The organism is Sphingomonas mali NBRC 15500 (assembly GCF_001598415.1).
Taxonomy (GTDB): Bacteria; Pseudomonadota; Alphaproteobacteria; order Sphingomonadales; family Sphingomonadaceae; genus Sphingomonas; species Sphingomonas mali.
In genome coordinates this window covers 1-11,457 of the sequence record NZ_BCYX01000075.1, presented here as the reverse complement: position 1 = coordinate 11,457, position 11,457 = coordinate 1, and the positions used below count along the sequence as shown (strand labels likewise).

The 11,457-nt window shown below is 65.4% G+C and carries 14 protein-coding genes and 1 other RNA gene; 8 read left to right on the top strand and 7 right to left on the bottom strand.

All coding sequences use genetic code 11. From position 1 onward, the window contains the following. On the top strand, nucleotides 1–831 hold an 831-nt coding region (locus SMA01S_RS23450; RefSeq protein ID WP_218016947.1), incomplete at its 5' end, for a hypothetical protein. A gap of 7 nt (nucleotides 832–838) precedes the next feature. Here the strand turns inward: SMA01S_RS23450 and SMA01S_RS23445 are convergent. Further along, nucleotides 839–1,486: a TetR/AcrR family transcriptional regulator gene (locus tag SMA01S_RS23445; protein WP_066827815.1), complete on the bottom strand. Its 648-nt coding sequence runs from the start codon at nucleotides 1,484–1,486 to the stop codon at nucleotides 839–841. Between the two features lie 105 nt (nucleotides 1,487–1,591). Here SMA01S_RS23445 and SMA01S_RS23440 point away from each other — a divergent pair, with 105 nt between their 5' ends. Further along, nucleotides 1,592–2,014 (top strand): VOC family protein, encoded by a 423-nt coding sequence (locus SMA01S_RS23440; RefSeq protein WP_066827814.1) that lies wholly within the window; start codon nucleotides 1,592–1,594, stop codon nucleotides 2,012–2,014. A gap of 148 nt (nucleotides 2,015–2,162) precedes the next feature. Further along, a complete protein-coding gene (locus tag SMA01S_RS23435) occupies nucleotides 2,163–2,636 on the top strand; it encodes an NUDIX domain-containing protein (protein ID WP_066827813.1) in 474 nt (157 codons plus the stop codon). 544 nt (nucleotides 2,637–3,180) lie between these two features. On the opposite strand, the gene SMA01S_RS23430 is transcribed toward SMA01S_RS23435, so the two are convergent. From SMA01S_RS23430 to SMA01S_RS23415, 4 genes are read right to left on the bottom strand one after another with little or no spacing between them, the layout of a single operon-like run. Next, complete coding sequence (locus SMA01S_RS23430) at nucleotides 3,181–3,669, bottom strand: NUDIX hydrolase (RefSeq protein ID WP_084250535.1); 489 nt, start codon at nucleotides 3,667–3,669, stop codon at nucleotides 3,181–3,183. A 56-nt stretch (nucleotides 3,670–3,725) separates the two neighbouring features. Then, the gene (locus SMA01S_RS23425) at nucleotides 3,726–4,406 is read right to left on the bottom strand and encodes a TPM domain-containing protein (protein ID WP_066827811.1); all 681 of its coding nucleotides are present in this window, start codon (nucleotides 4,404–4,406) and stop codon (nucleotides 3,726–3,728) included. Then, entirely contained in the window at nucleotides 4,406–5,224 is an 819-nt protein-coding gene (locus SMA01S_RS23420; RefSeq protein ID WP_084250533.1) for a TPM domain-containing protein, read from the bottom strand. Before SMA01S_RS23420 ends, SMA01S_RS23425 begins: the two co-directional genes overlap by 1 nt. A gap of 40 nt (nucleotides 5,225–5,264) precedes the next feature. Continuing rightward, nucleotides 5,265–5,855 carry a LemA family protein gene (locus SMA01S_RS23415; RefSeq protein WP_066827818.1) on the bottom strand — a complete coding sequence of 197 codons (591 nt, stop codon included), beginning with the start codon at nucleotides 5,853–5,855 and terminating at the stop codon, nucleotides 5,265–5,267. A 156-nt stretch (nucleotides 5,856–6,011) separates the two neighbouring features. On the opposite strand from SMA01S_RS23415, the gene mscL reads away from it, so the two are divergent. Beyond that, nucleotides 6,012–6,449, top strand: coding sequence for a large conductance mechanosensitive channel protein MscL (gene mscL / locus SMA01S_RS23410; RefSeq protein WP_066827810.1), 438 nt, complete (start codon nucleotides 6,012–6,014; stop codon nucleotides 6,447–6,449). A 51-nt stretch (nucleotides 6,450–6,500) separates the two neighbouring features. Here the strand turns inward: mscL and SMA01S_RS23405 are convergent, their stop codons facing one another. Next, complete coding sequence (locus SMA01S_RS23405) at nucleotides 6,501–6,932, bottom strand: RrF2 family transcriptional regulator (RefSeq protein WP_066827809.1); 432 nt, start codon at nucleotides 6,930–6,932, stop codon at nucleotides 6,501–6,503. A gap of 142 nt (nucleotides 6,933–7,074) precedes the next feature. Between SMA01S_RS23405 and ssrA the strand changes: the two genes are divergently transcribed. Next, nucleotides 7,075–7,417, top strand: a transfer-messenger RNA (tmRNA) gene (gene ssrA, locus SMA01S_RS23400). Between the two features lie 46 nt (nucleotides 7,418–7,463). On the opposite strand, the gene SMA01S_RS23395 is transcribed toward ssrA, so the two are convergent. Next, complete coding sequence (locus SMA01S_RS23395; RefSeq protein ID WP_066827808.1) at nucleotides 7,464–8,666, bottom strand: histidine-type phosphatase; 1,203 nt, start codon at nucleotides 8,664–8,666, stop codon at nucleotides 7,464–7,466. Nucleotides 8,667–8,823: 157 nt separating this feature from the next. Here SMA01S_RS23395 and SMA01S_RS23390 point away from each other — a divergent pair, with 157 nt between their 5' ends. From SMA01S_RS23390 to SMA01S_RS23380, 3 genes are read left to right on the top strand one after another with little or no spacing between them, the layout of a single operon-like run. Further along, nucleotides 8,824–9,594, top strand: coding sequence for a class II aldolase/adducin family protein (locus SMA01S_RS23390; RefSeq protein ID WP_066827807.1), 771 nt, complete (start codon nucleotides 8,824–8,826; stop codon nucleotides 9,592–9,594). A 9-nt stretch (nucleotides 9,595–9,603) separates the two neighbouring features. Then, the gene (locus tag SMA01S_RS23385; RefSeq protein ID WP_066827806.1) at nucleotides 9,604–9,969 is read left to right on the top strand and encodes a glyoxalase superfamily protein; all 366 of its coding nucleotides are present in this window, start codon (nucleotides 9,604–9,606) and stop codon (nucleotides 9,967–9,969) included. 21 nt (nucleotides 9,970–9,990) lie between these two features. Further along, nucleotides 9,991–11,391 (top strand): hypothetical protein, encoded by a 1,401-nt coding sequence (locus tag SMA01S_RS23380; protein ID WP_245649425.1) that lies wholly within the window; start codon nucleotides 9,991–9,993, stop codon nucleotides 11,389–11,391. Nucleotides 11,392–11,457 lie beyond the last annotated feature (66 nt).

The window sequence follows — 11,457 nt, the reverse complement described above, 5'->3', positions numbered from 1 at the left end:
TGGGCGCGCCCGGGCAACCGCAAAGCGGCGGGCGCCTTTCGGCGCAGGGCAGCGTCACTCGTCGGTCACGATGCCTCCGCATCGCTCCACTCCTCGTTCCTCGCCCTGCGCCAAAATCCGCTCCGTCACGGCGGGTCAAACTCACGCCATCACGCTCTAAAGCGAGCCATCACCACAAGCGCGTTGGCTGTGCTGACACTCGGCGCAGCGCCCGACCGAGCGCCCTGGGCGGACACGCCGGTCGCCCGGCTGGAAGCGCTGGCCGAGCTCCAGACGTTGAACGCCGACCTGCTGGGCCATGACAGCGCAACGCTGACGCTCGACCGTTGGTGCACGCGCCACCATCTCGCCGATGGTGCCAAGATCGTCGCGGATCGGGTTCGGGGCCAGGACAAACCGCCGCCCGCCGCGGTCCGTGAACAATTGCATGTCGGCACCGAGCAGCCGATCGCCTATCGCCGAGTGAAGCTGCGCTGCGGCGTGCACGTCTTGTCCGAGGCCGACAATTGGTACGTGCCATCGCGCCTCACGCCCGACATGAACCGGACGCTCGAAACCAGCGATGCGGCGTTCGGCCGTGTCGTTCAGCCGCTTCGGTTCCAGCGCCACACAGTCTCGGCCAGGCTCCTCTGGTCGCCGCTGCCTGAGGGCTGGGATAGCGGCGGCGCCCCCTTACCGCGCGCCAATCCGGGTGCTTCCCTGCCGATTCCCGACAAGGTGATCGAGCATCAGGCCCTGCTCACCCGCGCCGACGGCGAACCATTCAGCTACGTGGTCGAGACCTATACCGGCGCGGTGCTCGACTTTCCGCCATCGTTCGGCCAGCCCTAGTTGAGATTCACCTCAACGGGTTTACCGGCCTCATTCCATAAATGGCGAGAAAGGCCTCGACCGAGGCGTCGGCATGCCGTTCCAGCTCGGCTATCGAGCGCGGATTCCGGTTTCCCGTGAACATCGCTTCATTCATCGGAATCCAGAGAAGCATTCCAAAGAAATGACTGGCGGCGAGATCGGGGTCGCCGGCGCGCATGAGGCCTTGCGCCGACAGGGTTCGAAAGCAGGACGCCATCGTACCGAGCATTCGCTCGAACCCTTTCTCGTACCAGTCGCGCCCGAGGCTCGGCATCCGATCGGCATTGGCGATGATCAGGCGCCGGAGTTTCACCAACTCGTCGTCCAGCAATGTCGTCACCACGAGCCGGCCGAGCTCGGCAAGGCCGCCCTGCCGGAATTTGGTGTTGGACAGCAAGGTCGTCACCGACTCGACGATGTCGTTCGCCCCGGCCGCGGTCGAGCGGACGACCTCTCCGAACAACGTCTCCTTGTCGGTGAAGTGCTTGTAGATAGTCTGTTTGGAGACGGCCGCCCTAGTGGCAATCTCCTCCATGCTGGTGCCGTCATAGCCCTTGCTGATGAAGGTGGCCGTCGCCGCCTGGATGATGTCGCGCTCCTTGCGCGCCGATCTCGTCTCGCCATCCATTTTCATAGGCCCTCTTCGACACGGTACTAGACAGTACTGAAACCCAATGCTAGCTCGCACTCAGTACTAGTCAGTCTAGTACTCAACCGCGAGCAGGCAACGGAGCAGACCATGCCCAAAATGATTTTCGTGAACCTCCCCGTGCGCGATCTGGCCGCCTCGACGGCCTTTTACGTCGCGCTAGGCGGTACGGTTAACCCGCAGTTTTCGGGTGAGACTTCGACGTCCCTCATGTTCTCGGACACGATCTTCGTCATGCTTCTCACCCATGCGCATTATGGCGAATTCACCAAGCGTCCGATCGCCGATGCGCATGCTTCCAGCCCCTTGCTGCTCGCGCTGTCGGCCGACAGCAGGGATGAGGTGGATGCGCTCGTGACTCGCGCCGCAGCGGCGGGCGGCACCGCCGATCCCAATCCCGCGCAGGACTTGGGCTTCATGTACAACCGGCATGTCGAGGATCTCGACGGCTATGTCTGGGAGATCATGTGGATGGACCCGTCGGCGATTGGCGGCGTTTCGGAGGCCGAATAAGAGGTACCGATCGTCGGGTTGCGGCGTCCGTTTACCAAAGGGTGGAATTCGCGCGATCGGTGCGCCACCATGCATGCTCGATCCTGTTCGATTGGGTGCATCGGTAAACGCGCGCCGCAGCCCGGCGTCTGCGCGAAGGAGACCGGGGATGGCGTGGACGCATCGGCTGGTCGGCAAGGCGGCACGGACCGTGTGGCGGATCACCAAGCCGCGGACGGTCGGGGTTCGAGCCGTCCTGCTCGATCGGGATGGCCGCATCGCGCTGGTCCGCCACACCTATATGGATCACTGGTATCTGCCCGGCGGCGGGGTGAAGAAGGGCGAGAGCATCGACGCCGCTCTATTCCGCGAGATGGCGGAAGAAGTGGGCGTGACCGACGCCAGGATCGAACGTGTCCTGGGCGTCTATCATAGCCGGCGCGAGGGCAAGGACGACCATATCGTCATTTTCGTCGCGCATGCCGGTCCCGACGCGAGCGCCGAGTTGCGCCGCACCGATTTGGCCGAGATAGCGGAGGCCGGCTGGTTCGCGCCGGAGGAGCTGCCCGCGTCACTGTCCCCCGCCACCGCTCGCCGCATCGCCGAATATCGGCAAGGCGTTACAGGGCACGGCGCCTGGTAAACCGCGGTGTGTCGTCAAGAACGCGATACGGCACTGTTCGAAACCAGATACAGACGACCGCTATCCCCATGCGGGCCAAGCGGCGAAAACTGGTTGGAAGCCGAACGGCGGCTTTCGTCACAGGATGTTCCATTGTAACGTTCGACGTCAGAACCAGGGCGCCGATATTCCGAAAAAACCCAAAACGTACACGATAGTAAAGGACGCGACGATCAAGATGACTATGCAAGTAGTCGCTGCGAGACAGAGACGTCCGATTGGGTTGGTTCGTTGCCATTCCCAATATGGCCGGTTGAACTCTCGCGAGATCGCCGGAGGTTGATCAGCAAAATACCTTCGGATGATAAGCCCAATTATGAGCAGACCAACCAAGCTTGGTGGCAGCATTACCCAGTGAAATTGCACACCACCGTCTCCTCGACGCCCTTCTTAATATAGGGGGGACTGCAGGAAAGCGGAAGGTCAGCCCTTAGCGAGTGCATCGGGAAGCTGTTACGGCGATTATTGGTCGCCTGCCGACAGTCAGCTTTTATGTGCCTCCGACCTAATCGGAAAGCAGCGACGGCCCGAGCAGCGTCAACAGCTTGACGTCGATCGCCACACCCGCGGCGCGGCGCTCGGCGATGAAGTCGGCTATCGTCGCCAAGGGCACGCGGTGAACGGTGATATTCTCGTCCGCCGTCCCGCCGCCCGCGCCCACTCGCGTCAGTCCTTCGGCGCGGACCAAGGTGAAGCACTCGCTGACCATGCCGGGTGAGGCGTAGAAACTCCCCAACGGGATGCATTTGGCGGGGCGATAGCCGGTTTCTTCCTCCAGCTCGCGCGCGGCGGACATTTCGACTGTCTCGCCTTCGTCCTCGTCGCCAACCAGTCCGGCGGGCAGTTCGAGGCACGGACGCCCCAGCGGCACGCGATATTGCTCGACCAGTATCACGTGGCCCTTACCATTTTCATCGGCGTCTATCGCGATGACCACCGCGGCCTGGATGCCGCCGACGCGCCCGACATATTCCCAGCGGCCGCGTTTCTTCATTTCGAGAAAACGGCCCTTCCAGACGGTCTCCTCGACCGCGTCGGCGTCGGTGACGCTCACAGTTCGATCAGCCGGTCGGGGAGTTCGTTCGCATCGCTTTCCGTCTTGGGGAAATGCTCGGCGACGATGGCGCCGATCGCGGCCACCGCGGCGGCCATGCCGTCACCGGGATGCCCCGCGCGCACCCGGTCGATCAGTGCGGCCATCGCCGCGCCCCAGCGTTCGGGCGGGACCTTGGCATGGATCGCTTCGTCGGCGACGATCTCGGCCAGCCGCTCGTCGAGCGAGAGGTAGAGCAGCACGCCTATCCGCGCGGCGGTGCGGCGTTCGGCGCCGACCTTGAAATACTGGATCGCCCGACGCCGAACGCGACGCGACCGCACCGCCTTGGGCGTCAGCGCCAGCCGCAGTGGCGACCAATAGAGCGCGCCGCGCACCAATAGGAGCACGATCGCCTCGACCGCCATCAGCGCGAAGAATGACCGACCCAGATTGACCCCGCCCTGCCAGCCATTCTGGAACCAGGCGATCTTGTCCTCGATCGCGGTCGGATTGAGCGCGGCGATCCCCGCCACCAGCAGCATCGCGACGATGCCGAGGTTGAGGCCGATATCGTGATAGGGGTCCGATCGCGGCGCCACGATGGTGACGATCTCGGCGTCGGTGCCGGCCTCGGCGGCGGTGACCGCCTGGGTCACCTGCTCGCGTTCAGCCGGAGTCAGGATCGGTCCGCGCATCACCAGCTCCCCGACGCGCCGCCGCCGCCGAACGATCCGCCGCCGCCCGAAAAGCCGCCGCCACCGCCGCCCCAATCGCTGCCGCCGCTGCTCCAGCCGCTCGACGACGATCCGCCGCTACCCCAGCCGCCGCCCAGGCCCGGCCCCCACAGCACCACCGGCCCGCGTCCGCCGCGATATTTCCGGCCGCGCGCACCGCGAAAGATGATCGGCAGCACGAAGAACAGGACGATGACGATCCAGAAGATCGCGATGAAGCCGTCCGACGACGAGCCCGACGACCGCACCGCCTGCGGTGTCGCGGCTGCCGCTTTGACGCGCGCCTCGGCGGCTTCGGGCGGCGCTTTCATCTGCTCGGCGATCGCCTGCGCGCCCGCGATTATACCGCCCGCCATGTCGCCGGCGCGGAACTTGGGCAGGATTTGCTGGTCGATAATCGATTGCGACAAAGCGTCGGTCATGATCGGCTCGAGGCCGTACCCGACCTCGATCCGCACTTTCCGCTCATTGGGTGCGACGATCAGGATGATGCCGTTATTGGCATCCTTCTGTCCGATCCCCCAGGCGCGGCCGAGCTTGTAGCCGTAATCCTCGATCGGATAGCCCTGCAGATCGGGGATCGTCGCCACCACGAACTGCCGCTGCGCGACATTACCGACATCGGTCGACAGCGCCTCGAGCTGCTGCTTCTGGGCGGGGCTGAGCAGGTTGGCGGCGTCCACCACCCGCCCCGACAGCGGCGGAAAGGTTTGGGCCGAGGCGAGCTGGGGCACGATCAGCAGCGCCAGCATCAACAGCAGCGCGCGAAATATCCTCATCCGGACTCTCCCGGCAGCGGATGGACGATGGTCACGCCGGTCAGTTCGTGTTGCCGAAATCGACCGTCGGGTTGGTCTCGGCGCCGGGCTGCGCCTGGAACGGGACCATCGGCTTGGCGCCGTAGAAGATCTTGGCGCCGACTGCGTCGGGGAAGGTGCGGATGCGCGTGTTATACGCCTGGACCGCGGTGTTATAATCGCGGATCGCGATCGTGATGCGGTTGTTGCTGCCTTCGATCTCGGTGATCAGCGAGCGGAAATTCTCCTGGCTCTTGAGATCGGGATAGGCCTCGACCGTGGCCAGCAACCGGCCGAGCGAGGAGCCCAATTGGTTCTGCGCCGCCTGGAAGCTCGCGATCTTGGCCGGGTCGGTCAGGTCGGTGGCGTTGACCTGGACCCGCGTCGCATTGGCGCGGGCGTTGATCACATCGGTCAGAATCTTGCCTTCGGACGCGGCGCTGCCCTTCACCGTCGCGACGACGTTGGGAATGGTATCGGCGCGGCGTTGATAGGCCGCCTGGACGTCGGCCCAGCGCGCCTTGGCATTTTCCTCGGCGGTGGGGACGGAGTTGATCCCGCAAGCCGACAGCATTGCCATGGCGGCCAGCACGATCATCGCACGAAACTTCATCGAGATATCCTCCAATGCCCCTTGCGTGGCGCAATGTAGTGACGCCCCGGGCCATCGTGAAGCGGATTCGGTTGCGCGGGCGCAACGGCTGCCGCTTGCATCCATGCGAACCGGCCTTAGGCTGTGCCGGGCTGAGACAGCGAAAGGGGCTTGATCATGTTCAAGGAATTCAAGGCGTTCATTGCCCGCGGCAATGTGCTCGATCTGGCGGTCGCGGTGATCATCGGCGCGGCATTCGGCAAGATCGTCACCTCGCTGACCGACGACCTCATCATGCCGCTGATCGGCAAGGTATTTGGCGGGCTCGATTTCTCGAGCCATTTCGTCATCCTATCGCCCGAAAAGGTGCCGCCGGCGCTGGCCGGATCGACCGATTACGCCGCGCTCAAAAAGGCCGGCGTCGCCTTGTTCGGCTATGGCGAGTTCATCACTGCGGCGGTCAATTTCCTGATCGTCGCCTTCATCATCTTCCTGCTGGTCCGCGCGGTGAACCGCGTCGCGCCCAAGCCCGAGGAAGCCGCGCCGGCGGATCCCGCCGATGTCGTACTGCTGCGCGAGATCCGCGACGAGTTGCGCGCGCGCAAAGGGGCGTAAGGTTCAGCCCGTTAGACTCCCCTCCCGCAGGCGGGAGGGGAACTCGCCCGTTCAAGCCGCCGCGAGATCTTCGCTGACGGCATCGGCCAGGCTGGTGCCGTCGAGGATACGCGCGGTCTCGTCGCGGACGCGCGCCATGGCGTGACGGATCGCGCAGGCGGATTCGTCCTTGCAATCGGCGCAGCGGCGATAGGCGGTGCGGCTGACGCACGGGACCAGCGCGAGCGGCCCCTCGATCACGCGGATGATCTCCCCCAGCGAGATCAGATGGGTCGGGCGCGACAGGCAGTAGCCGCCGGTCTTGCCGCGATGGCTGTGGAGGAATCCTGCCTCGCGCAGATCGGCCAGGATCAATTCGAGGAATTTGCGCGGAACATTGGCATGTTCGGCGATCCGGTTCATCGGGATCGGGGGTCCGCCCGCGGGCGCCTCGGCCAGATAAAGCATCGCGCGAAGCGCGTAACGGGAACGCTGCGTCAACATAATGGGTAACCTTATTACCTGATAATGTGGCGACCGAAAGGCGAAACCCTCGCAAAACTGGCGAAAATGCACGTTTTTTGGTGGTTTTGGCGGTGGTGGGCGTTCGTCGGCGTTCAGCATCCGCACGAGCGGATCGACGGCACCACTTTCCTTTAAGCGCACAGTGCCTATATTGGTCGGGCCGGGCAACCGGCTATGGCGATAAATGATGGCGTGCAATAGACGCAGCGGACCCGGGGGCAGTACCCGGCGGCTCCACCAGAAATGGTGGTGTATCTGGACACCGTTTCTGACGGGGCCGAACCAGGATCGACGTGTGTTGAAAAGCGCCGACGTTCGCTCAGAACGGGCCACTGTGACGGCTCATTACACAAGTGCCAACGATAACGAAGCACTCGCTATTGCGGCGTAACCCCAAGGCCTAACGGCTTAAGGTTATTCTAAAATGCGCGGTTGGACCGCACCGGGCAACAGAAGCGGATTCCAGCGGTACGGGGAGCACCGGGCAACAGAAGCTCCCCACTAACTCCCCTATTTCTCCGACATCGCCTTCCGGAACTGTGCGAGCGTGCACAGCCCGCTAACGCCCCGCGCGCTGCATCCGGCGACCGGCAGCATTTGGCGATAGCCCGGCGCGGCGCCGGCGCGTAGCTGATCGAGCGTCTGGGCCCGGTAATAGGCACGGACATAGGCGTTACCGCCAGCGTCCTTCAGCCGCTCCAGGATGATCGCTCCGCCCGGCGCGGGATCGTCGGCGGCGAAACCCGGCACCCGCCAGTGCAGGCCCAGCATCCCGCCGAGATTGGCGACATTGGTGTCGTGGCCGGAAATCATCAGCAGCTTCGGACCTTCGCCTGCCATTGCGCGCAGGATCGGCGGGGTCAGCCCGGCCAAGTTGGCGGCGGCGATCGGCCTGGGTCGCGCCAGGATGGCGAATTCGAGCGCGTGGAATTCGGACAGAGCCGTGATGTCGGCTGCCGTCGCGCGGCCCCAGCCGACCTCGCGCATCGGCTTGCCGTCGGCATATTCGAGCAACAGGATCTGCGCCGCCGTCGAGGCGCGATCGAGCGCTCCGGTCAAATCGGGGCGCCGGTTCGGTGCGGCGGGCGCGATCGCGCTTTTCTCCACCCCGACTCCGCAAACCGGCTTCTTGGCGCACAAGATCGCATCGAGCCGGTTGAGCAGCGGCCGCATCCGCGCCTCGACGCCGGCGATCCCGCCCGGCCCGATCGCCTTGGCCATGGCCGCGTTGGCCGCAGGCGCGTCGACCGTGCCCAGGCCCTGCTCGATCGCCGAAAACCGCGCATCGTCGGCGCCTTGAGGCTGATGATCGATCACCAAGGTGCAGCCCGGCGCCAGCGTGCCGGCATAGGCCTGGGCGGTAGCAATCGTCCGCTGGTCGCTGTCGGCGATCATCGCGGCATCGGGGCAGCCGCGCGCGAATAGGCCGGCGCGGGTGTAGAAGGCGCGGTCGGCGGCGCCGATCGCCGCGACGGCCTGCGCGCCGTGCTGGGTCAGCCAGCCCGGATTGACCGACCAGCCGGGCCAGGCATCGGCGGCGTATCGCGCGGGCATGGCTGGGTTCTTGGTCGGCGGGCGGATGCCATGGCGCATCATCACCACGACGCGGTCGACGCTCAGCGTCTCCGCCGGCGGCCGCGCGGGCGCCGGCGCGCCAAGGGCCAGCCCCAAGCCGAGCAGCGCCGCCGCTCCGACCACCCACCGTCCCGCCATGTCGCTTCTCCCGCTGTCGCCGGCTGCTTGCCGAGGGAATGTTACAGATTCGAGGGGGCCGCGCATTATTCGACCACCAACCCCGGCCTACACCATACCCATTGTTCGATTGCGCTCGCCGGGTTAGGTTCGGCCGAACGGAATCGGAGAGGCTGACATGGCGACACTGGCACAAGTCGAGAATACCGGCATGGCCCCGGGCGAATGGGAAGCGCGGGTCGACCTCGCCGCCGCATACCGGCTGGTCGCGCTGTACGGCTGGGACGACCTCATCTTCACCCACCTCTCGGCACGCGTGCCGGGCCCGGAACACCATTTCCTGATCAACCCCTATGACATGATGTTCGAGGAGATCACGGCGTCGAGCCTGGTCAAGATCGATGTCGAGGGCAATCCGGTCGGCAAGTCCGAGCATCCGGTCAATCCGGCGGGCTTCACCATCCATTCCGCGATCCACATGGCGCGCGAGGATGCGGCGGCGGTGATGCATCTCCATACTCCGCACGGCCAGGCGGTGTCGGCGATGGAATTCGGCCTGTTGCCGCACACCCAGACGGCGATGATCGCCAAGCACAATGTCGCGTACCACGATTATGAAGGCATCGCGACGGACCTCGACGAGCGCGAGCGGCTGGTCCAGGATCTGGGCGACAAGCATGCGATGATCCTGCGCAACCACGGCACGCTCGCCGTCGGCAAGACCGTCGGCGATTGCTTCCTGCGGCTCTATTTCCTCGAGCGTGCGTGCCAGGCGCAGGTGATGATGCTGTCGGCGGGCTACGACCATCTCTACAATCCGCCCCAGGGCACCGAGGACAAGGTCAAGGGCCAGACCCCGCCGGCGGGCATGGCGATGGCGGCCGAGCGGCTCGCCTGGCCGGCGTTGCTGAGGAAACTCGACCGCATCGACCCCGGCTTCCGCAACTAGAACGCGGCGATGATCGTCCCGACCGTTCGCGTGACCGACATGGCGCGGGCGGTCGAGTTCTACACGCGCGTGCTCGACTTCGATCACGTCGGGAGTTGGCCGACCATGGCCGATCCCAGCTTCACGGTGCTGATGCGCGATGGCGCCGAACTCGATCTGTCGAGCCATGCCGGTGACGGCGTGGTCGGGCAGAAAGTGATCGTGCTGGTCGATGACGTCGACGCGCTCCACGCCAGCTTCGTTGCCCGCGGCCTCGACCAGCGGCATCGTCTCGACTCGCCGATCCATCTAGGCCCGACCGACCAGAGCTGGGGCGCCCGCGAATTCTGCGCCGACGATCCCGACGGCAACGGGATTATCTTCGCGCGGCGCTGATCGGTCGGCTAACGGCAGTTTATGCATCGGTGGTTGAGCGATCGGCGGCTGGCAGCCGTCCTGCTGTTGGCGATGGCGCTGGTCTGCGCCGGCCAGGTCTATGCCTATGCGCCCGGGCTGATGACCTGGGACTCGATCCGCCAATATGGCCAGGCACTGAGCGGCGATTTCGACGACTGGCACCCGCCAGCGATGGAATGGCTGTGGCGGCAACTCTTGCCGATCGCCCACGGACCGGCGCCGATGCTGGCGATCCAGCTCGCGCTCTATTGGGCGGCGTTCGCCGGGCTGGTCGTCTGGGCAGCGCGCGCGGGCCGGCGGCGGCTCGCCATTGCGTTCGCAATCGCCTCGCTCCTGCCGCTCCCGGTCGTGCTGATGGCGGAGATCATCAAGGACAGTTTGATGGCCGCGCTATTGCTCGCGGCGAGCGCGATCCTGGTCGCGATCCCGACGCGCGGCCGACCGGTCGCCCGCGTGATCGCGCTAGCGCTGATCGTCTGCGCGGCGACGCTGCGTTTCAACGCCCTGCCCGCCTGTCTGCCGCTGGCGATCGCGCTGCTGCCCGCGCCGTGGCGTGCGACGCGGGTGCGGTTCGGTGCCGCGCTATTGATCTGCGCTGCGGTGATCGCCGCCGCGCTCCCGCTCGCCAATCGCGCGGTCGGCGCCAAGCCCAGCGGCGTGGGGCTATCGCTGGTCATCTTCGATCTCGGCGGCATCACCCGGTTCAGCGGGGTCGACGCCTTTCCCGCGGACGACGATGTCGACGATCCGGTCGCGGTCAATCGCCATTGCTACAAACCCGAGCGCTGGGATTCCTACAGCTGGTGGGTGGCCGATCCATGTCCGCTCGGGTTCGACGCGATGGACGATGTGTTCAAGCAGAGCGGAGAGAGCCCGTACCGTCACTGGCTCGGCGCCGTGCTGACGCATCCGGTTGCTTATGCCGAGCATCGCCTGACGCATTTCAACATCAACATCCGCTTCCTCGTCCATGACGAGGTCGAACGCCCGGTCATGGGCCAGATCCCGCCCAACGATTGGGGTTTCCGGCTCACGCCCAACCCGCTGCTGACCTGGTTCGACCGCGGCGCGCGCTGGTCGGCGCATACGCCTTTGGGGTGGCCGGTCTGGTGGATGGCGTTGGCGGTCGGCCTGCTTGTCGTCGCGCCCGGCTTGCCATCGCGGCGACTGGTCATCCCGATGGCGCTGTCCGGCTTGCTCTACGGGCTAGGCTATCTGCCCGCGAGCGTGGCGTGCGAATTGCGCTATCACCTCTGGACGATGCTCGCGGTACTGATCGCCACGCTGATCGCCGGCGCGGATATGGCGTACGGCGCCTGGCCCAGCCGCAACCGCCTGCTCTTTGCTGCCGCGCCGCTCGCGTTTGTCACGATTCTCTGCGTCGTCTGGCGACTGACCTGAGCCGCCAATTTCCTCTCCCTCTGGGAGAGGAAGGGGCCCGCTCGGCGAAGCCGAGTGGGAAGGTGA